Genomic DNA, 20,900 nt, shown 5'->3' with positions numbered 1-20,900 from the left:
CCGATGTCGCCCGTGCTCCACATCGACGTCCCCTGGCTGCTCCAGCGCCATGAGGAAGTGCTGCCGGACCAGCCCGCGATCAACGACTTCTCCGTGCTGATCGCGGCGGTCGCCCGGCACCGCGTCGACCCGCCCCGCCTCGGCGTGCACGCCGACCCGGCCTGGCGCGCCGCCGCCCTGCTGCACACCCTCGTCCTGCTCAAGCCGCTGCCGTCGGCCAACGCCCGCTTCGCCTGCGCCACGGCGGTGGCGTACATGTCCGTCAGCGGCGCCGCCGTCGAGCCGCCCCCGGGCGCCCTCGTCGACCTCGCCCGCGCTCTGATGTCCGGCGGGACCGACGTGTACGGCGCGGCCGAGCGGCTCCGTTCCTGGCAGGTGTGAGCCCCCTCCGGCGGGCTCCGGAGCCGAGAGAGCGTTAATTAATCTGATAAAGCGATAAGCGGGATAACTGTCCCTCAATCTCGCTTACCAATCAGGTACTTGATGGCACATCAGCTGACTCTTCGGCATGTCGGACATAGAAGTCATATGAGCAGTTAGTACTTTCATCATGCGTCGGCTGCCCCAGCCGAACTCTCTGAGACAGGAGAAGTTGCATGTTGATCAAGCGCTCCAACGTTGTCACCGCGGCCGTCGCGGCCGCAGCGGCCCTGGCCGCGACCGGCATCACCTACGCCTCGGCTTCCGGGTCCGTGGCTCAGGCGCCCTACGGCGGCACCGGGACCAACCCGACCGGCAACCCGACCAGCGGCACTCAGGGCAAGGGCAACGAAGGCAAGATCATCCTCCAGAGCCAGGGCAACCAGAACATCAACAACAACAACAACCACCGCGAGCACCACGAGGAGGAGGGCAGGATCCAGATCAACGAGCGGACCTACTCGGCCCGTGTGGGTGGCTGCATCACGGTGGTCAGTGGGCTGGGCGCCACGAGTCTGAACGTCCGCAACGACAGCCGCAAGACCGTCGAGGTCTTCCGCGGGGCGGTCTGCGACAACGGCGCTCCCATCGCCACGGTCGGTCCCTACAGCTCCAGCGACGGCCTGGACCCCGGCACGGTGCCCGGCTTCTCGGTTCAGAACGGCGTGGTGGGCAGCTTCCGGGTGGTCGACCGCCACCACGACCGCGAGGACCGTGACTAGTTCTGAGCCGACCGTATGACATGGAGGCCCGGCCCGCCGCAATCGGGCCGGGCTCCAGTCTCTTCCGTCCGGTGCTCCCCCTTTCGGGTGGGGACCGGACCAGACCTGACCATTGTCTGACACCCCGCGCATCGTGCACGCCCGGCCGGAGCCGGACAGGCCACCCGGACAGGTGACGCGGGCGCAGACGCGTGCCTTGATCAGCTGCTCAGCAGGGCTGCTCCACCAGGTCGGCCGCGCTGACGGTGCCGGGGGTGGCGTGTCCGGACAGGGCGAGCGTGAGGTCGAACTCCCCGAGCAGACAGCGGATCACGTGCTCGACGCCCGCCTGCCCGTCGAGGCCGAGCCCATAGACGTACGGCCGCCCCAGCAGGACCGCCCGCGCGCCGAGGGCCAAGGCCTTGAAGACGTCGTCGCCGGTGCGGACCCCGCTGTCGAACAGCACGGTCAGCCGGTCGCCGACGGCCTCGGCGACACGGGGGAGCGCGTCGGCCGCGGCGACCGAACCGGCCACTTGCCGGCCGCCGTGGTTGGAGACCACGACCCCGTCCATCCCGGCGTCGGCGGCCAGCCGTGCGTCGTCCGGGTGCAGGATGCCCTTGAGGACGATCGGGCCGTCCCAGTGCTCGCGTATGAAGGCGAGGTCCGGCCAGGTGTGACCGGCGTCCCCGAACAGGCCGAGGAAGTGCAGGACGGCCGCGTTCGGATCCTCGTGCACCGGCTTGGCGAGGCCCGCCTGGAAGGCGGGGTCGGTGAAGTAGTTGGCGGTGCCCACTCCGTTCAGGAACGGCAGATATGCCTGGTCCAGGTCACGCGGCCGCCATGCCAGCAGCGGGGTGTCCAGGGTGATGACCAGGACCGTGAACCCGGCGGACTTCGCACGGGCGAGGAAGCTCCGCGTCACCTCGCGGTCCTTGCCCCAGTACAGCTGGAACCACCGCTCGGCGTCCCCCATCGCCTCCGCCACCTGCTCCATGGGCGTGCTGGAGGCGGAGGACAGGGTGTACGGCACGCCCTGAGCGGCGGCGGCGCGGGCGGCGGCGAGTTCGGCCTCCGGATGCATGATCGACAGCACGCCCACGGGTGCCAGCGCCAGTGGGGCGGCCAGCGCACGGCCCAGCACCTCGACGGACAGGTCGCGTTCGCTCACGTCCCGCAGCATGCGCGGGAGGATCCCCCGCCGCTCCAGGGCGGCCCGGTTGGCGCGCGCGGTGCTGCCGTCACCGGCGCTGCCCGCGACGTACCCCACCGGACCGGGGCCGAGCCGCTGCTCGGTCATCTCCTCCAGCCGGGTGAGATCGGTGGGCAGCCGTGGTACGGCCCCGGACATCCCGTTCAAGTAGATCTCGTACTGGAAGTCCGCCCAGTGCTTCGCCATCCGTACCTACCGCCTCTCGTCGCTGAGCTCGCGTCGTGCCGACATACTCGCGGGTATGTGCGGGCCCGTCCACCGAGGATGCCCGGTGGACGGGCCCGGAACCGTCATCGCGCCCGGGCGACCGCCCGTACCGGTGCGCCGTCCGCCCCGGGCAGCCGCAGCGGGAAGAGGAACACCTCCACCTCCCGCGCGTCCACGAGCTGCTCCAGTCCGGTGAGGTTCTCGGCGATCACCCCGCCCGCGCCGCACAGCACCCGGTGTGCGGGCAGCCCGAAGTCGGCCAGGGGATCGCCGGGTTGGGGCGTCGGGTCGACGCTGAGCGCGTCGACCGCCACCGTGCGGACGCCCGCCTCCACGACGGCTTGTGCCGCCGCGGGGGTGAGCCACGGATGGGCGAGGTACTCCTGCGTGCCCCAGTGCGCCGACCAGCCCGTGGCCAGCAGCAGCATCGCGCCCGGCGCCGCCGCGACGGCGTCGAGCGCCGGCGTCAGCATGCCGGGGGTGATCGCCTCCCGGGGCGCCAGCCCCCGCACGTCGGCGACCACCGCCTTCCCGGCGAACCGGTCCAGCGGCAGGTCGTCCAGTCGGGGCCAGGCGTCGTCCACGTGGTACGGCGCGTCGACGTGGGTGCCGGACTGCGACCCCATGTGCAGGCGCAGGACGTTGACACCGTCGGACTCGGCGTGCAGGGCGGGGGAGACCGTGACCTCCGGGTCACCGGGATACACGGGCATCCCGGTGGCGAGGGGGACCGACAGATCCAGCCAGGTGCTCATCGCCCGGCCTCCGCCGCCAGTGCGGGCGAGGCGCCGTCGGCCTCCGTGCCGGGGCCGGTGATCGGCGGCACGGGCACGTCGACGGTACGGGCCAGTCGGGCGCCCTCGGGCCCGTACGCCGCGCGCGGTTCGGGGAACAGCCGCAGCAGGGCGAGGAACAGGACGGCGGCCACGGCCAGCGACAGCGGCAGGCTGATGTCGACGCCGTTCGCGAGGTCGCCCAGCGGGCCGACGAACTGGCCCGGGATGTCGGTGAACAGCACGCCGGTGAGCGCCCCCACCCACCAGGCGGTCATGCCGCGCCAGTTCCAGCCGTGCGCGAACCAGTAACGGCCGCCGCGCTGACGGCGGTTGAAGACCTGGAGCGCGTCGGGGTCGTACCAGCCGCGGCGGGTGTAGAAGCCGAGCATCATGACGACCATCCACGGCGTGGTGCAGGTGATGATCATCGTGGCGAACGTCGAGATCGACTGCACCAGGTCCAGGCCGAACCGGCCGATGAAGATGAACGCGATGGACAGCACGCCGACCAGCAGCGTCGCCTGCACGCGCGACAGCCTCGGGAACACCGACGAGAAGTCCAGGCCGGTGCCGTACAGAGAGGTCGTACCCGTCGACATGCCGCCGATCAGGGCGAGCAGACACACCGGCAGGAAGTACCAGCCCGGCGAGATGGCCAGCAGGCCGCCCACGAAGTCGGGTCCGGCCGGGTCGACGTACTTCGGCGCCTTCTCCGCGATGATGCTCGCGGTCGCCAGGCCGAAGACGAACGGCAGGAGCGTGGCGATCTGGGAGAGGAACGCGGCGCCGACCACCTTGCGGCGCGGCGTGTCCGCCGGGATGTAGCGCGCCCAGTCGCCGAGGAACGCGCCGAACGACACCGGGTTGGACAGCACGATCAGGGCCGCGCCGATGAACGACGGCCAGAACATCGACTGGGTCGCGGCGTCGGCATGGGCCGTGAAGGAACCGGCGTACGACGGGTCGAAGTCACCGGCGAAGGCGATCGCGCCGAGCAGGAACAGCACGCTCGCCGAGGCCACCGCGATCTTGTTGACGAACAGCATGAACCGGAAGCCGTACACGCACACCGCGAGCACCAGCCCGGCGAACAGCGCGTACGCGACGACGTAGGACAGCGTGCCGCGGTCCAGGCCGAACAGCCGGTGCGCGCCGCCGACCAGAGCGTCGCCGGAGCTCCACACCGAGATGGAGAAGAACGCGACGGCCGTCAGCAGCGACAGGAACGAGCCGACCACGCGGCCATGCACGCCGAGGTGGGCGGACGACGCGACGGCGTTGTTGGTGCCGTTGACCGGGCCGAACACCGCCATCGGGCACAGGATCAGCGCACCGGCGACGACGCCGAGCACGGTGGCCGCGAGGCCCTGCCAGAAGGAGAGCCCGAAGAGGATCGGGAAGGCGCCGAGGACGCAGGTGGAGAAGGTGTTGGCCCCGCCGAAGGCGACCCGGAACAGGTCGAACGGGGTCGCGGTGCGGTCCGCGTCGGGGATGCGCTCGACGCCGTACGGCTCGACCTCGGTGACGGACGGGGGCGGTGCGGTGGGGGAGGGGGACGCAGAGTCGGCGGGTTGCGGGGTCAAGGGGGCTCCAGCGAAGGTACGGCGACGGAGCGCGTCGTGCGCGGGGCGGTGAACGGCCGTCGCCGCCGCAGGGGTTGCGCGGCGCGGACTTAGGCCGTCCGGGAGGATCAGCCGAACCTACGGCGCGTGCCGAGACCCCGGCCAGGGGACATTTCATCCATCTTCCGTGCCGTCAGTGGACGAATCCGACACTTATGCCGCGTCGGGTCCCCGGGCTCGGCCATACGGGTCAAGTCGGTCCGAGCCTCCCGGGTCCGCTCCGCAACTCCTGGATCTGGCCCTGTACGGCGCACCTCGACCACAACTGAACCTGAATGTTTCAGGACGATTGACGAGCGGCCGGATTCAGGCCACTTGGTTGCGGATTTGATCAAGAGCCGCTTTGTTTCGGGGTTTACGTGTGCGCCGTCCGTGACTTCACGCCACTGATTCAATACGCAAGGTTACTGAAACCCGTGGGTCGGAGGTGAGTTTCGGCGGCGGACTCGGCAGACTCGCGCTCGCCGCTCCGGTGCCGCTCCGGCTGCCGGCGGCACTTCGTCTGATCGAGCGGAAGGATGCACACCATGCGGAACACCGCGCGCTGGGCAGCGACCGTCGGCCTCGCGGCCGGCGCCGTCTGCGGACCCCTGACCGGGGCCGCCGTCGCCACCCCGGGTGCCACCCCGTTCTCCCTGTACGCCCCCTCGGCCCTGGTGCTCACCGTCGGTCACGGCGCGAGCGCGGCCGGGGCGACTCCGGAGCGCGCCGTCACTCTGACCTGTGCCCCGGCGCCCTCCGGCACGCACCCGGCCGCGGCCTCGGCATGCGCCGAACTGCGCGGGGCGCGTGGCGACTTCGACGCCCTGAAGAGACGGGACGGCGCGGCGTGCACCAGGGAGTACAGCCCGGTCTTCGTGACGGTCGAGGGTGTCTGGGAGGGCAAGCGCGTCTCCTATGAGCGCACCTTCGGCAACGCGTGCGTGAAGGACTCCCAGGGGGGCGGCTTCTTCGCCTTCTGAGGGGATGCGGGATCGCCGGGTCCGCGCGGCACACCGGACCGGGCGCGCGGCTGGGGAGTGCGAGCCCCTGCCGCGCGGAACCGCGATCTCGCGCCGGGGGCCGGACGGGCGGAGTGGGGCCGCCCGTCCGGCCCCCGGAATCATGTCGGCGCCGATCCCGAAGGCGGCGGCGTGCTGTATTCCTTGACTGAAATATAACCGCGGAGGCATATTGGGTCGCATGTCCGACGCCGAGCTCTGGACGGCCCTCGCCGACCCCCACCGCCGGGCCATCGTCGCGCTGCTCCTGGAGCGGCCCCGACCCGTCGGGGAGATCGTGCAGGCGTGCGGTCTGAGTCAGCCGAGCACGTCCAAGCATCTGAAGGTGCTGAGGGAGGCGGGCCTGGTGCGGGTCAGGCAGGACGCACAGCGCCGCGTCTACGCCCTCGATCCGGAGCCGATGGCCGCGCTCGACACGTGGCTCGCCCCCTACCGCCGGCTGTGGAACAGCAGCCTGGACGCCCTGGGGCGCCGCCTCGACGAGACGTCGGACGACAGCACAAGACCCTCCCCTCCGAAGGACTGATCCCCCATGTCCACCGAACTCACCGGCACCTACCGGCCCCTGGACGACGGCCGCCCCGCCGTCCGCTTCAGCCGCACCTACGCCCACCCGATCGAGCGCGTCTGGCACTTCGTGACCGACCCCGACGAACTCGCCCAGTGGTTCCCGTCCCGCGCCGAGATGGAGCTGCGCCCCGGCGGCACGGTCCGGTTCAGCGGCGACCCGAACATGCCGGAGTCGACCGGCCGGGTCATCGCCGTCGACCCGCCCCGGCACCTGTGCTTCGCCTGGGGCGGCGACGAACTGCACTTCGATCTGGCGGAGACCGGCGACGGCGGCACACGGTTCACGCTCACCAACGTGCTGAGCGCCGAGAACACCGCCGCCCGCAACGGCGCCGGCTGGGAGGTGTGCCTCGGCGCGCTCGACGCGAAGGCACGCGGCGAGAAGAACCAAGGGCCGCACTCGGGAGCGAGTGCGGCCTGGAAGGAGTTCTACGAGGGGTACGTCGAGGCCGGGATCCCCTCGGGCGCGCCCGTGCCCGGCCTCGACTGAACGGTGGCTACGCCATCTGCCGGCGCACCAGCTCGTGCAGGCGGCCGTTCGTGTCCGCGAGGAGTTCGGCGGGCGGCCCCTGCTGGGCGACCTTGCCGTCCTCCATCACGATGACCCGGTCCGCGTCCAGCACCGTCGACAGACGGTGGGCGATGACGATGCGGGTGGCGTTGAGTTTGCGCGTGCTCTCGATGACCGTGCGCTGGGTGTCGTTGTCCAGCGCGCTGGTCGCCTCGTCGAAGAACAGGATGCGCGGGCGGCGGATGAGGGCCTGGGCGATCATCAGGCGCTGGCGCTGGCCGCCGGAGATCGCGCCGCTTCCGGCGACGATCGTGTGCAGGCCCATCGGCATGCGCTTGATGTCCTCGGCGAGACCTGCCAGTTCGGCCGCCGCCATCGCCTCTTCCGGCGTGTACGGCTCGGTGCCGCAGATGACGTCCAGGATCGAGCCGGTGAACGGCTGCGCGTGCTGGAGCACCACCCCGCACTGGCGGCGCACCGCCGACTGGTCCAGCGCAGCCAGGTCCTGACCGTCGTACATGACGCTGCCCGAGACCGGCTTGTCGAAGCCGATCAGCAGCCGCAGCAGCGTGGACTTGCCGCAGCCGCTCGGGCCGACGATCGCCACGAACTCGCCCGGCCGTATCTCGAAGGACACGTCGTCGAGGACGAGCGGACCGTCGTCGGCGTACCGGAAGGAGAGGCGGCGGGCCTCGATGCCGCCGGACAGCGGGCCGGGGCGGGTGCTGGCCGTGCGCACCTCGGGGGTCGCCTCCAGCACCGGCTTGATCTCCTCGAACAGCGGCAGCGCCGCCACCCCCGAGACGAACGCGCCCGTCAGCGTGGTGACCGAGGTGAGCACCATCGTCATCGAGGTGCTGAAGGTGAGGAACCCGGCCGCCGACATCGTGCCCCGCGCCGGACCCGCCAGCAGCACGAACATCAGCAGGGTGCAGACCGGCAGGTACACCGAACCCAGCACCGAGTTGAGGTTCTTGATGCGGCCCACCTTCTGCTGCAGCTCGCGGCTGCGCGCGAACTCGGCCGCCCAGGAGGCGTACGCGTAGTTCTCGGCCGCCGCCACCCGCAGCTTCGGCAGACCGCGCAGCGTCTGGAACGCCTGGTTGTTCAGCTTGTTGCTGAGCACCACCAGGCGCCGCTGCCAGCGCACCTGCCACAGACCGAGGCCCAGGAACACGGCCGCGATGACCACGAGCATGCCGATCGCCGCCAGTGCCATCGGCACGCTGTACCAGAACAGCAGGCCCACGTTCATCACGCCGACGGTCACCGACTGGGCGACCACCGGGGCGATGCCCGCCAGCAGCCGGCGGATCGAGCTGATGCCCATGGCGGCACTGGCCAGCTCGCCGGTCGAACGCTGCGTGAAGAACTTCGTCGGCAGGCGCAGCAGCCGGTCCCAGACGGCCGGTTGGAGCGTCGCCTCGATCCGGCCCTCCAGCCGGAGCATGGTCAGGTTCTCCAGCAGCATGAACGCCGCCGCCACCACACCGCTGACCATCACCGCCAGGCAGACCTGCACGATCAGTCCGGTCTGCGCCTTCGGGACGTACTCGCCGAGCACCTTTCCGGTCGCGATCGGCACCAGCGCGCCGATCACCACCGTCACCAGTCCGGCGACCAGCAGATTGAACAGGTCGCCGCGGTTGCCCTGCATGCTGAACCGCAGCAGGCCGAGCGGGCTGAGCTTCTTGTCGGGCAGCGGGCGGTAGAACATCACCCCGCGCGGCTCGAACTCCTCCGCGTTGGCCTTCTCGATCGGCGTCTCCCGGCCGCTCGACGGATGCACGGCCACATAGCCGCCGCGCCGCCACAGCAGCGCGACCGGTGCCCCCGACAGCGCCCGGTGCCCGACCAGCGGGCCGACGTTGTCCCGCCACCAGCTGCCGTCGAGACGTACGGCCCTGGCGCGCACCCGGGAGGCGAGGGCCACCCGCTCGACCGGGTCGAGGCGGTCGCTCTCGGTGCCGCTCTGCGCGGGCTCGGCGAGCTGGATGCCGGCGGCCTGGGCCACCATCTTGCACGCGGCGTACGTGGCGTCGGCGTCCGCGGAGGTGGTGCGCTGGGACGACCTCTTGCCGATGGACGCGAGCAGCGTCTGGTCGGCCTGGACACGGACCGCCTCACCGGCCTTGATACCGGCCGCAGTCCGCGTCTCGTGGGTGCGTTCGAGCTGCTCGATCCAGCGGTCCAGCGCGGTCAGCAGCCGGTACTGCTGCTGACACAGGCTCTGCCACATCGCCGGGTCGATCAGCAGGTCGGCCGTGGCCTCGGCGCCGTACATCGAGCCGTACTGGACGCTGCCCGGGGGCACCTGCATCCAGAACACGTCGTCGTCCGTGACCTCGGTGGTCCCCTCGTTCGCCATCGGCGCCTGGAAGAGGACGGCCAGACCGCGGCCGACGCCGAGGGCGAGGGCGTACTCCAGCGGGCTCGTGGCCGGGGGCACGTACTGGGGGTTGCCGTACTCGTCGTACGACCAGGTCTGTGTGCTCGGCTCCTGGTACAGCTCACGCAGGTTGATGCGGCGCACCACGCAGTCGCGCAGCGGGCGGGCCACCAGCGTGTGCTGGGGACCGGCCACCGGGCCGAGTAGCAGCGAGCCGGCCTCCAGCCGGCCGAGGTGGTGCCAGTGCCCCTGCTGCACGGCGTCCACCGCGAACAGGTCGAGGGCGCCGGACGCGACCAGCCACAGCACCTGCGGGCCTTCGAGGTCGAGGCGGTTGTAACCGCTGCAGTCGATCGGGGTGCCCATCGAACCGAGCGCGCCGAGCACGAGGTCGTCCCCGTACCCCTCCTGGACAGTCGTCATCTCACCGCTCCCTGACCAGCGCGGCGTACGCCCCGCCGAGTGCCACCAGCTCACTGTGCCGCCCGCGTTCGACGATCGTGCCGTGCTGGAGCACGACGATCTCGTCGCTGTCGCGGACGGTGCTCAGCCGGTGGGCGATCACCACGCAGGCGCAGCCGCGCCGGCGCAGGTTGTCCATCACGATCTGCTCGGTCTCCGCGTCGAGCGCGCTGGTCACCTCGTCGAGGACGAGGATGCTCGGCCGGCGCACCAGCGCCCGCGCGATCTCCAGCCGCTGGCGCTGCCCGCCCGAGAAGTTGCGGCCGTCCTGCTCGACCTGGCTGTGGATGCCGCCGGGGCGGCGCATCACCACGTCGTACAGGGCCGCGTCACGCAGCGCCTCCACCACGGCGTCGTCCGGGATCGACGGGTCCCACAGCGCCACGTTGTCGCGGACCGAGCCCTCGAACAGGAACACCTCCTGGTCGACGAAGGACACCGAGGACGCGAGCGCGCCGCGCGGGATGTCCTCCAGGCGCTGCCCGTCGATGCGGATCACGCCCTCCCAGGGCGCGTACAGGCCCGAGATCAGCCGGGAGACCGTCGACTTGCCGCTGCCCGAACCGCCGACCAGCGCCACCTGCTGACCCGGTCCGACGGTGAGGTCGAAGCCGGTGAGCAGGGGCTTGTCGAGCGGGCTGTAGCCGAAGGAGATGTTCTCCAGCTCGACGTGGCCGCGCAGCCGGCGCGTGGACTCGCCGGAGCCGGCCCGGGCGTAGAGCGGGTCGGCCTGGAAGTTCTCGACGTCCTTCAGCCGGGCCACGTCGGCCGCGAAGTCCTGGATGCGGCCCGCCACGCCGTTGAGCCGGGTGATCGGGGCGGTGAACCGGGCCACCAGCGCCTGGAAGGCGACCAGCAGACCGACCGAGATATGGCCCTCCACCGCCCGGAAACCGCCGATCCAGAGGATCAGCGCGCTGTTGAACGTGGCGAGCGTCGGCGCGACCACACCGAGCCAGGCGCTCGGCACGCCGAGCCGCTGCTGCTCCTCCAGCGTGGCGGCGTGCTGCCCGGCCCACTTGCGGAAGTAGCCGTCCTCGCCGCCGGTCGCCTTCATCGTCTCGATCAGCTGCAGACCGGTGTACGAGGTGTTGGTGAGCCGGGCGGTGTCCGCGCGCAGCTTGGCCGTACGCGTCGCGCGCAGCCGTACGACGAACCGCATCGCCACGACGTTGAGCAGCGCCACGCCGATGCCGACGAACGTCAGCTGCGGGTCGTAGGTGTACAGCAGCACCGCGTACAGCACGACCACGACCGCGTCGACGCCCGCCGCCGCGAGGTCGCGGGCCAGGGTCTCGGCGACCTGGTCGTTGGACTGGAGCCGCTGCACCAGGTCGGCCGGACTGCGCTGGGAGAAGAACGTCACCGGCAGCCGCAGCAGATGGCGCAGGAAGCGGGCGCTGGAGAGGGTGGAGGAGATGAGGCGGCCGCGCAGCAGGTTCGCCTGTTGCAGCCAGGTCAGCACCAGGGTGAGCAGCACGCAGGTGCCCATCGACGCGAACAGCACGCCGAGCAGCGAGGTCTGGCCGCCGATGAGGAACATGTCGATGTAGGTGCGGCTGAGCGCGGGCAGCGCCGCGCCGACGAACACCAGCAGCAGGCTGGCCAGGATCGCGGCGGGCAGCGTGCCCGCGGTGCCGCGCATCCGGGCCGGCATCGCGCCGAGGACGCCGGGCTTGCGCCCGCCGCGCTCGAACCCCTCGCCCGGCTCCAGCGTCAGGACGACGCCGGTGAAGCTGCCGTCGAACTCCTCGATGGGCACGAAACGACGGCCCTTGGCGGGGTCGTTGATGTAGATCCCACGGCGGCCGAAGCGGCGGCCCATGCCGTCGTAGACGACGTAGTGGTTGAACTCCCAGAACAGGATGGCCGGGGACGTGACCTCGGCCAGCGCGGCCAGGTCCATCTGCATGCCCTTGGCCGTCAGCCCGTAACTGCGGGCCGCCTTCAGCAGGTTGCTGGCGCGCGAGCCGTCCCGCGAGACACCGCAGGCGATGCGGAGTTCCTCCAGCGGGACATGGCGGCCGTAGTGGGCGAGGACCATGCCGAGAGAGGCGGCGCCGCACTCGACGGCCTCCATCTGCAGCACGGTGGGGGTGCGGACGGTCTTGGCGCTGCCCTTGGGGGTCGGCCGCTTGGGCGGGGTGGAGCGGCGCCTGCCGCGGGTCTCCTGGGCGGTGGTCACGGGAGCAGCCAATCGACGGGACGCTGGTCGGCCAGCCGGATCGAACCCGTGGCCATGGTCATGGACTCGAGCTTGTACGGCGGTCCCTCGGCGGAGGACCACTGGTAGCCGCTCTTCGTGTCGGTCGACCGGTCGAGCTTGACGAGCACGGCGACGGGCCGGCCGTCCGCGGTGAACTGCTTGCCCAGCTGGTCGTCGCCGAGGAACGCGGCGATGGACTGGGCCGACTGGGCGGTGCGGTCCACCGACTTCACCTGGCCGCGCAGCACGCCGTACTCCTGCGTCGACACCGAGGACACCGTCAGGTCGACCGCGGCGTGCGCCGGGATGGACGCGGCGTTCACGGCGGGCACGTAGACCGTCGCGTACAAGGGGTCGGTGGCCTGGCCGATCTTCTCCACCGCGGCGACGTTGGCGCCGGTCTGGATGATCTGGCCGATGGTGGCGGCGAGCGCGGTGATCCGGCCCGCGGCGACCGTGCGGACGACGGCGGTGCCCTGGCTCGTACGGATCTGCAGGACGGGGGAGTTGGCCGGGAGCCGCTCGCCCTCCTTGGCGAGAACGGCCGTGACCTGGCCGGCGACCGGGCTCTGCAGGATGTAACTGCCCTGCCCGTGCGTGAGGATGGCCGGCGCGGCGACCGTGGAGGCGACCGATCCGGTCACCGCCCACACGGAAGCCGTCGCCATCACGACGACCGTGATCGACAGCGCGAGCCAGCCCTGTGGGCGGGCGAGGCGCACCGGAAGGTCGAGCTCCTCCGGAGACTGGAGCTTGGCGAGGGCCTGTTGGCGGAACTGCACGGAACTTCCCTCACCTGGAGAGACTGCGTGACGACGTGGTTTTGGACGCCCGAGAGCCCCGGAACCGGGAACCGGCTCCGGGACTCAACGGCAACGAGGCTCGATCAGAGACCGGAGACCAGGTTGGTGACCGGGGCGGTGCTCACGCCGGTCGTACCCTCGACGGTGCCGACGGCGGTGTTGACGAGCGGGGACACCGGGGCGACGCCGTCCACCAGGCCCGTGGCGGTGCCGACAGCGTTGAGGGCGAGGCCGCCGGAGACGTTGTCGAGCTCGGCGTCGGCGATCTCGACGGTCTCAACCTGGGGGGTGGAGTTCATGATGGAACTTCCCTTCATATGGATATTCATAAGGAAAGAGCAGCACGCCTGTGGTTCAGGTGGGCCGCCGGCCGCAGGCACCGGCCCTCCGTCTCCGAAAAGCTCGGTGCGGACCCTGCGGTGCGATGGATCAAAGCACGCGCGCGGCTCGCGCATCCAATCAATCACCTGTCTCACCAGGGGACTTGATCCTCAGTAGGGGTCATCCGTGCAGGCGTGTGCACGGATTGGTGGCAAGTCCTTCACATCGTGCGCGGCATCGGCACATATGAACGCTTGCCCATGGGTCGGCGAATCCGGCACTTAGTGCCAAAGGTGCGGGATGGGACGGGTGGCAGGGGTCGTTCGCCGGTCACGGTGACTTGGTTGGGAACGGGATGTGCAGATTCCCTGAAGCGAGGATTTCGCCGACCGATCGCAACGGACCGTCGCCGATCGGTTGCCGACCGTGTCAGCCGAGGAGCGCGTACACCGTACTCGCGCGGGCCGCGATCGCGCCCGAGTCCTCGACGGTCATCGTGATCTCCGCGAACGCCATCCGGCGGCCCAGTTTGCCGAGGACCGCTTCGACCAGAACGTCCGAACCCGTCACCGCCCGCTGGAAGGACGTCGACTGCTGCACCGTCGTCATCGGGACGAACCCGCCCCGCGCCGCCGACACGGCGATCACGGTCGCGGTGTCGGCGGCGGCCATCAGCGCCTGACCCGACAGCCCGCCGCCCTCCCGCGACAGCCGCTCCGACCAGGGCAGACGCAGGACGGCCCGGTCCTCGTCCACCCCCTCCACCGACAGCCCGAGGTCGAGGACCCAGGGGGCGAAGTTGGCGGAGAGGATCTTGTCGGCCTCGGCGGTGGTCATCGTCATGTGAGGGAGTCTTCCCGCCTCCGGCCGACGGCACGCGGAACACGGCCGACGACACGCGAACGCGGCCTACGGGTGCGGCCGCCTCGCGGGTGACGTCGGGTCAGTCGGCGTACGGGAAGGGACCGTTGCGCAAAGCCGCCCCGCAAACGGACCTGAACGCATCACCCGCCCCGTGCGTACCTATGGCCATCCAGGCGCCCCGACCAACTGCCCGACAGCGGCAGAGACCCCGTCCCCAGGAGGTCGAGAAGTTTGAGTCACAAGCGAATTCCGAAGCGCAACGCAGCGATAGCCGTGGGCGGTGTCGCGGCGCTCGGAGCGGCGGCGTTCCTGCTGCCGAACGCCAACGCGTCCCAGGACGCGGCGGCCGGCGCCGGTGCCCCCAGGACCCTGAAGGCGGCGGACGCCTCGGACCTCTCCGCGAAGCTGCAGCGGCAGCTCGGCGACGCCCTCGCCGGTTCCTACTACGACAGCGGCAAGCAGCAGCTCGTCGTCAACGTGGTCAGCGGCGACGACAACGTGATCGTGCAGGCGCAGAAGGCGGGCGCGGCCGTCCGCAAGGTCGACAACACCACCTCCGCGCTCCAGGCCGCCGCCCGGACCCTGAAGACCGAGGCGAGCATCCCGGGCACCTCCTGGGCCGTCGACCCCCGCACCAACAAGGTCCAGGTCACCGCCGACAGCTCCGTCACCGGCGCCCGTTGGGACAGACTGGAGTCGACCGTCCAGAACCTGGGCTCCGGCATGGCGACCCTCAAGAAGTCGGCCGGCGCCTTCAAGACCTTCGCGTCGGGCGGCGACGCCATCTTCTCCCAGGCCGAGGGCGGCACCGTCCGCTGCTCGCTCGGCTTCAACGTCACCGCGTCCGACGGCAGTCCCGCCTTCCTGACGGCCGGTCACTGCGGCGTCGCGGCCAAGGACTGGGCCGACTCCCAGGGCGGGCAGCCCGTCGCCACCGTGGACCAGGCCAAGTTCCCCGGCAACGACTTCTCCCTCGTCAAGTACGACGACGCCACCACCCAGGCGCCGAGCGAGGTCAACGTCGGCAACGGGCAGACCGTCCAGATCAAGCAGGCGGCCGACGCCACCGTCGGCGCGACCGTCTTCCGGATGGGCTCCACCACCGGCCTGCACGACGGCACGGTCACCGGCCTCGACGCCACGGTCAACTTCCAGAGCGAGACCGACCCGAACGGCGTCGACACCGTCACCGGCCTCATCCAGACCGACGTCTGCGCCGAGGCAGGCGACAGCGGCGGCTCGCTGTTCACCCAGGACGGCAACGCCCTCGGCCTCACCTCCGGCGGCAGCGGCGACTGCACGAACGGCGGCGAGACCTTCTTCCAGCCGGTCACCGCGGCCCTCCAGGCAACCGGCGCGACCCTCGGCGACGGCGGCCAGGCCGGAGCCGGCGACCAGAACGGTGCCGGCGACCAGCAGGCGGGCGGCGACGGCGCCGGCGGTACGGCGGACCCGTCCGCCTCGGCATCAGACCCGTCCGGGGCCGGGGCGGCAGGTGACGACCAGAGCGGCGCCGGGGACGCGTCCGGCAGCGGTGACGCGTCCGGGAGCGGTGACATGTCCGGGAGCGGTGCGGACGACGGCTCGGCCGTGACCGGGTCCAACTGAGCCGGGTCCGACCGAGCGCGGGTCCCCCACCGAGTCCGAGGTCCGTAACGACCTGAACTCCCTTACTGCCGGGCTCTGTTGACCCAGGGAGCCCCCGACCCCCATGACCGCCGGGCCCACCGACGCCGAGACCCGCCGTCCGGCCGCATCAGCGGGTCTCCGTCCGGCGGTGGACGGCCCGGCGCCGCCCGGCCCTCCGTCCCGGAGGGCCGGGCCGTCGTCGTCCGCGCCCGGCGCCGGGCCGTCGTCGTCCGCGCCCGGTGCTCAGTCGTCCCCGAGGGCCCGCAGCAGGAGGACGGCCACGTCGTCGACCCGCTCCCCGTTCACCGCGCCCCGCAGGACGAGTTGGTCGACCAGGCGTTCCAGGGGCTCGTCCCCGGCCGAGGCGAGCACGTCGCCGAGCCCGCACAGGGCGTCCTCGATGTCGACGCCGGGGGATTCGACCAGTCCGTCGGTGTAGAGGGCGAGGACGGAGCCGGGCTCGAGAGCGACCTCCGTGGTCGGGTACGACGCCCCCGCGTCGATGCCCAGCAAGGGGCCACCGGCCAGGTCCAGGATGCGTACCCGCCCGTCGGGTCGTCTCAGCAGCGGCGGCGGATGCCCGGCACGCGTCATCACGGCGCGCCCGCACCCCGGGTCGAGCCGCAGGTACAGACAGCTCGCGAACAGCTCCGAGCCGAGGTCGATGAGCAGCCGGTTGGTGCTGCGCATGACCTCGTCGGGCGCCTGGCCGCCGGTCGTGAACGCGCGTACTCCGGTACGGATCTGCCCCATCAGCCCGGCCGCCGTCACGTTGTGCCCCTGGACGTCGCCGATCACCGCCGCCGGCTGCGGCCGCGTCGGCACCAGGTCGTAGAAGTCGCCGCCGATCTCCATGCCCTGAGTGGCCGGCAGATAGCGCGCGGCCGCCTCGATGCCGGGCAGCCGGGCCAGCACGTGCGGCAGCAGGGCCGCCTGCAGGCCGTGCGCGAGCTGGTGCTTGCTGTCGTAGAGCCGGGCCCGCTCCAGGGCCAGGGCGATCAGCCCGCCCAGGCTCGTCAGAACGGCCCGCTCGTCCGCGGGGAACACATGCGGCCGTGCGTAGGCGAGCACACAGGTGCCCACCGGCCGCCCGGACGCGATCAACGGCAGATAGGCCCAGGCCGCGAACCCGTCCCGCGACTCCTTCCGGCTCGGATACAGCCGCTCCAGCTCCTCCCGGGAGGAGAAGAACGCCGGTACCCCTGTGCGCAGCACGTGCGAGCCCGGTATCCGGTCGGTCAGCGGCGCGCCGTGGAGCCGCTCCACGACCTTCGGGTCCGGATAGCCCCGGTGCCCCATCACGTGCAGCCGGCCGGCCTGCGACCCGAGGATCGCCAACGCCTGGCTGCCCACGGACGGCGCGATCTCCTCCGCGACCAGCTGGACCACGTCGTCGACCCCGACCGCTTCGGTCAGCGCGCCCGCCAGGGTCAGCAGCTGGGAGATGGTGACCAGCCGGGACAGGCCCGTACCGGCCTGCGGCGCGTCGCGCGCCATGTCGGCCACGGCGCGGGCCCTGCTGATGCGCACGCTCAGCCCGGACGTGTCCGGGAACAGCCGGAACGACAGCCAGTCGTCCGGCGGCCGCAGCGCCACGAACGACGTGACGTGCTGACTGATCAGCGCGGCCCGGTAGCGGTCCTCGTACATCGGGTCGTTCAGCCACGGCACCGACGCCCACAGCTGGGTGCCGAGCAGATCCCGGGCCGGCGCGCCGAGCAGCTCGACGGCCGCGGCGTTGGCGTAGCCGACCCTGCCGTGCAGATCGAGCGAGAGCAGCCCGTACGGCAGCCGGGACACCAGCCGTGCCGCCTCGGTCGACCCCAGCGTGCCCGGCGCCGCCGCGGCGGACGCGTCGAGCAGGTCGCTCTCGTGCAGCAGGGGATGGCTCTCCCGCGTGACGCCCTCCAGCCGTATCGCGAGCCGGTTGCAGGCCGGCCACAGCTGACGCCGCTCCCGTTCGGACAGCACCGGCGGATGCGAACCGGGCCAGGTCACGAAGACCGCGCCGTACAGGGTGTCCGTGGTCGCCACGGGCAGCGCGGCCAGGGCGAAGGGGTACGGCAGGGCCATCGCGACGCGCGGATAGCGGCGCGCCATCTCCTCCTGGCCGCCCACCCAGACCAGCCCCCGTCTGCGGACCGCGTCGGCGACCGGGATCGGTGCGCTCAGCCCCACCCGCTCCCACGGCGCCGCGAACGCCCGGGGCAGCCCGGCCGTCACCGCCATCTCCAGCACCGGCTCGTCGGGCGCCAGCAGATACACCGCGCCGGAGTGCGCGTGGACGTCCTCCATCATCGCCGTCAGCGCCAGCGACAGCAGCGGTCGGCCCGTCCGCGCCCTGGCGGCCGCCGACGCCCGCGCGGATGCCTGCCCGTCGGACACGTCGACCACCTCCTCGCCCGGCCGCGCGTCGCCCCCCCCAGGGATCAAGGCTCCCTCATGACGGCGCGCGGCGCACGGTGAGCGCCCGGTGGCGGCCCGCCCCGGTGCCCCGCGCCCGACCGGAGCCGTGCCCTCACCGACGGTTTCGGTGTCCAACGGTGTTGATTTTCGGTCTCTTTCGATGTTTTCGGTGTCTTCAGGTTTGGTCCCAGGCCCCGGCCGGAACACGACCGTCGCCATGGCGCGAATGGAACGTCCACAGGGGCTGCGCAGGCGGCTCATAAGCGCTGTAATGGCGGACGTGGTCACTGAGGGCGCTGCGATACGCAGAACGAGATCGGAGCGTGCCGAATGTGCCCTCAAGACGCTCACCGCCGAGCCGAACTCGCCCGAGCGGTTGCGCCGCATCCTGGAACAGGCGCTCGTCTTCGCCGGTGCGGTCTTCGCCGGGGTGTACACCCCCGGTGACGGGGGCACCCGGCTGCGCCTGACCGAGTCGGCGGGGCTGCCCCGCTCGCTGTACGGAATGCGCGACAGCTACTCCGCCTCCGGGCAGTCCGCCGCTGCTCAGGCCCACCGCACCGGGCAGCCGGTCCGGCTGGGTCCCGAAGAGCTCGCCCGCTGCCCCGAGGCGCGCCGCACCCCGTTCCCCGACTTCTCCGTGGCCGCGCTTCCGGTGGGCGGCGGTGAGGGCTGCCTGGTCGCCGTGTCCGAGGGGGCCGGCGGCTTCGACGCCGAGGCCCGCGACTGCCTGGCGCTGGTCGCCGAAGCGGTCGCCCTGCCGTCACAGGCCCGCGCGGCCGACCCCGACGAGCCGGCCGCCGATGCCTTCAGCCTGGCCATGGACACCGGCCGCGTCTCGGTCGGCGACGAGATCCTGGAGCTGTTCGGGATCGCCCGGGACGAGTTCGACGGCAAGGTCGAGCGGCTGCTCGGGCTGACCGTGCCCGAGGACCTGCCCGCGCTGATGTCCGTCGTCGAGGCCGACCACATGTCCCTCGGCGAGCGCGAGCTGGAGTTCCGGGTCCTGCAGCCCTCCGGGCCGCCCAAGTGGCTCCGGCTGCGCGGGCGGCTGCTGCCCGGCGGCGCGGGTCGGCCGGCCCGCCTCGTCGGCACGGTCGCGGACGCCTCCAAGCTGCGCTCCGACGTCACCGACGTGGCCCGCGTCCAGCGCCTCGCCGCCGCGCTCGCCACCGCGGGCACCGTCAAGGACGTCGGCCACGCCGTCGTGGCCGCCCTGCGCAAGCCGCTCCAGGCCGACCGGATCGCGCTCGCCGAGCTGGAGAACGACCGGCTCGTGGTCACCGTCCTCGATCCGCCCGAGCCCGAGGCCTGGCCCGAGCTGTGGCGTACCGAGTGGCGCACCGAGTGGCCCGACGCGCCGGTCCGCGCGATGCCCACCCTGGCCGCCGCCCTGAACGAGGGCCGCGCCCAGATCTGGCCCGCCGGCACCACCCTGGAACCCGCCCTCGCCGAGGTCGGCCCCGGCGGACTCGCCGTCCTGCCGCTGCCCGCCGACGGCCGCATGGCCGGCGCCTGCCTCATCGGCTGGGACGACCCGCACGACTTCGGCCCCGACGAGCGCGCCCTGCTCACCGCCTCCGCCGGCCTCGCCGGGCAGGCCCTGATGCGCGCCCACGCCTTCGACGCCGAGCACGAACTGGTCGGCATGCTCCAGCGCACACTCCTGCCGCGCCGCCTGCCCAAGCTGCCCGGAGCGGTGGCCGTCGCCCGCTATCTGCCCACCACCGCCGGGCTCGAGGTCGGCGGCGACTGGTACGACGTGATCCCGCTGCCCGACAACCACGTCGCCCTGGTCATCGGCGACGTCCAGGGGCACAACGCGGGCGCCGCCACCCTGATGGGCCAGATGCGCACCGCCCTGCGCGCCTACGCGGCCGAAGGGCACCCGCCGGACGTGGTCGTCTCGCACGCCAACCGCCTCCTGCTGGACATGGAGACCGACCTCTTCGCCACCTGCGCCTACGTCGACGTCGACATGGAGGAGGGCACCGCCTGGTGCGTGCGCGCCGGACACCTGCCACCCGTGCTGCGCCACCCGGAGGGCCGTACCGAGGTCGTCGTGGCGGAGGGCGGCCCGCCGCTCGGCGTGGTCACCCAGGCCGAGTTCCCCATGACCCCGCTCCGGCTGCAGCCCGGCACCCTGATCGCGCTGACCACCGACGGTCTGGTGGAGACCGCCGAGGAGGACATCGACGCGGGGCTCGACCGGCTCGCCCGCGAGCTGGCGGCCGCCGACCCGGCCCACCTCAGCCTGGTCGCCGACGCACTGCTCGGCGGCGCACAGCGCCGCGACGACGTCGCCCTGCTGCTGATGCGCTACGACGGCATGGCCGTCCGCCCGCTGCGCGAGAGCTGGACGGTGTGGCGGGTCCCGGAGGCCGTCGCCCACGCCCGCCGCTTCACCCGGCGCGCCCTGCGCACCTGGGGCGTGCCCGCGGACCAGAAGGACGCCGTACTCCTCGTCGTCTCCGAACTCGTCACCAACGCCCTCGTGCACACCGAGGGCCAGATCCGCCTCGACCTCACCCGGGTCAACCACCGGCTCCGTGTGTCCGTCGCCGACGGCTCGCCCCGCACCCCCGTCAAGCCCACCAGCATCAGCTGGGAGGCCACCGGCGGCCGGGGCATCCTCCTCGTGGAGGCCATGTCGGCGGCATGGGGGACGGTGCCGGTGAGCGGCGGCAAACAGGTGTGGGCCGACATCGTGCCCGACGGCTGACGGCCACACGGGTGCGGGTGCGCGCCACGCCCGGCAGGTCGGAACGGCGGGCGACGGCCCCGTGCCTAGGGTCCTTG

General features: G+C 71.9%; 16 protein-coding genes. 7 read left to right on the top strand and 9 right to left on the bottom strand.

The features are described from left to right. The first annotated feature begins 3 nt into the window (after nucleotides 1-3). Together ABZ910_RS23310 and ABZ910_RS23305 are read left to right on the top strand one after the other, a co-directional pair. Nucleotides 4-381 carry a toxin Doc gene (locus ABZ910_RS23310; protein ID WP_361368300.1) on the top strand — a complete coding sequence of 126 codons (378 nt, stop codon included), beginning with the start codon at nucleotides 4-6 and terminating at the stop codon, nucleotides 379-381. A 215-nt stretch (nucleotides 382-596) separates the two neighbouring features. After that, nucleotides 597-1,142, top strand: a complete 546-nt coding sequence (locus ABZ910_RS23305; RefSeq protein ID WP_361368297.1) for a hypothetical protein — start codon at nucleotides 597-599, stop codon at nucleotides 1,140-1,142. Between the two features lie 208 nt (nucleotides 1,143-1,350). Here ABZ910_RS23305 and ABZ910_RS23300 read toward each other — a convergent pair whose 3' ends face one another. The 3 genes from ABZ910_RS23300 to ABZ910_RS23290 all read right to left on the bottom strand — a co-directional run bounded on the left by ABZ910_RS23300 (nucleotide 1,351) and on the right by ABZ910_RS23290 (nucleotide 4,900). Next, a complete protein-coding gene (locus tag ABZ910_RS23300) occupies nucleotides 1,351-2,520 on the bottom strand; it encodes a lactate 2-monooxygenase (RefSeq protein WP_361368294.1) in 1,170 nt (389 codons plus the stop codon). A 104-nt stretch (nucleotides 2,521-2,624) separates the two neighbouring features. Further along, on the bottom strand, nucleotides 2,625-3,296 hold the full coding sequence (locus tag ABZ910_RS23295) for a cyclase family protein (protein WP_361368291.1): 672 nt from the start codon (nucleotides 3,294-3,296) through the stop codon (nucleotides 2,625-2,627). Beyond that, nucleotides 3,293-4,900: a cytosine permease gene (locus tag ABZ910_RS23290; RefSeq protein WP_361368288.1), complete on the bottom strand. Its 1,608-nt coding sequence runs from the start codon at nucleotides 4,898-4,900 to the stop codon at nucleotides 3,293-3,295. The genes ABZ910_RS23295 and ABZ910_RS23290 overlap by 4 nt, the downstream gene beginning before the upstream one ends. 566 nt (nucleotides 4,901-5,466) lie before the next feature. Between ABZ910_RS23290 and ABZ910_RS23285 the strand changes: the two genes are divergently transcribed. The 3 genes from ABZ910_RS23285 (at nucleotide 5,467) to ABZ910_RS23275 (ending at nucleotide 7,000) form a co-directional block, all read left to right on the top strand. Further along, nucleotides 5,467-5,901: a subtilase-type protease inhibitor gene (locus ABZ910_RS23285; protein WP_361368285.1), complete on the top strand. Its 435-nt coding sequence runs from the start codon at nucleotides 5,467-5,469 to the stop codon at nucleotides 5,899-5,901. A gap of 220 nt (nucleotides 5,902-6,121) precedes the next feature. Beyond that, nucleotides 6,122-6,466: a metalloregulator ArsR/SmtB family transcription factor gene (locus ABZ910_RS23280; RefSeq protein WP_361368282.1), complete on the top strand. Its 345-nt coding sequence runs from the start codon at nucleotides 6,122-6,124 to the stop codon at nucleotides 6,464-6,466. A gap of 6 nt (nucleotides 6,467-6,472) precedes the next feature. Further along, the gene (locus ABZ910_RS23275; protein ID WP_361368279.1) at nucleotides 6,473-7,000 is read left to right on the top strand and encodes an SRPBCC family protein; all 528 of its coding nucleotides are present in this window, start codon (nucleotides 6,473-6,475) and stop codon (nucleotides 6,998-7,000) included. Nucleotides 7,001-7,007: 7 nt separating this feature from the next. Here ABZ910_RS23275 and ABZ910_RS23270 read toward each other — a convergent pair whose 3' ends face one another. The 5 genes from ABZ910_RS23270 to ABZ910_RS23250 all read right to left on the bottom strand — a co-directional run bounded on the left by ABZ910_RS23270 (nucleotide 7,008) and on the right by ABZ910_RS23250 (nucleotide 14,045). Further along, complete coding sequence (locus tag ABZ910_RS23270) at nucleotides 7,008-9,833, bottom strand: NHLP bacteriocin export ABC transporter permease/ATPase subunit (RefSeq protein ID WP_361368276.1); 2,826 nt, start codon at nucleotides 9,831-9,833, stop codon at nucleotides 7,008-7,010. A gap of 1 nt (nucleotide 9,834) precedes the next feature. Continuing rightward, nucleotides 9,835-12,057 (bottom strand): NHLP family bacteriocin export ABC transporter peptidase/permease/ATPase subunit, encoded by a 2,223-nt coding sequence (locus ABZ910_RS23265; protein ID WP_361368273.1) that lies wholly within the window; start codon nucleotides 12,055-12,057, stop codon nucleotides 9,835-9,837. Next, on the bottom strand, nucleotides 12,054-12,860 hold the full coding sequence (locus ABZ910_RS23260) for an HlyD family efflux transporter periplasmic adaptor subunit (protein ID WP_361368270.1): 807 nt from the start codon (nucleotides 12,858-12,860) through the stop codon (nucleotides 12,054-12,056). The genes ABZ910_RS23265 and ABZ910_RS23260 overlap by 4 nt, the downstream gene beginning before the upstream one ends. Nucleotides 12,861-12,964: 104 nt before the next feature. Continuing rightward, nucleotides 12,965-13,180: a type A2 lantipeptide gene (locus tag ABZ910_RS23255; RefSeq protein ID WP_361368267.1), complete on the bottom strand. Its 216-nt coding sequence runs from the start codon at nucleotides 13,178-13,180 to the stop codon at nucleotides 12,965-12,967. Between the two features lie 451 nt (nucleotides 13,181-13,631). Beyond that, nucleotides 13,632-14,045 (bottom strand): PaaI family thioesterase, encoded by a 414-nt coding sequence (locus ABZ910_RS23250; RefSeq protein WP_361368265.1) that lies wholly within the window; start codon nucleotides 14,043-14,045, stop codon nucleotides 13,632-13,634. Nucleotides 14,046-14,297: 252 nt separating this feature from the next. Between ABZ910_RS23250 and ABZ910_RS23245 the strand changes: the two genes are divergently transcribed. Next, nucleotides 14,298-15,674: a S1 family peptidase gene (locus ABZ910_RS23245; protein WP_361368262.1), complete on the top strand. Its 1,377-nt coding sequence runs from the start codon at nucleotides 14,298-14,300 to the stop codon at nucleotides 15,672-15,674. A gap of 264 nt (nucleotides 15,675-15,938) precedes the next feature. On the opposite strand, the gene ABZ910_RS23240 is transcribed toward ABZ910_RS23245, so the two are convergent. Then, a complete protein-coding gene (locus ABZ910_RS23240) occupies nucleotides 15,939-18,080 on the bottom strand; it encodes a SpoIIE family protein phosphatase (protein WP_361368491.1) in 2,142 nt (713 codons plus the stop codon). A 292-nt stretch (nucleotides 18,081-18,372) separates the two neighbouring features. Between ABZ910_RS23240 and ABZ910_RS23235 the strand changes: the two genes are divergently transcribed. Continuing rightward, nucleotides 18,373-20,823 carry a SpoIIE family protein phosphatase gene (locus ABZ910_RS23235; protein WP_361368488.1) on the top strand — a complete coding sequence of 817 codons (2,451 nt, stop codon included), beginning with the start codon at nucleotides 18,373-18,375 and terminating at the stop codon, nucleotides 20,821-20,823. The last annotated feature ends 77 nt before the right edge of the window (nucleotides 20,824-20,900 follow it).

Source organism: Streptomyces sp. NPDC046805 (genome assembly GCF_040645355.1).
Classification (GTDB): Bacteria; Actinomycetota; Actinomycetes; order Streptomycetales; family Streptomycetaceae; genus Streptomyces.
The sequence above is the reverse complement of the archived record's forward strand: the minus strand, read 5'-3'. Positions and strand labels throughout refer to the sequence as shown.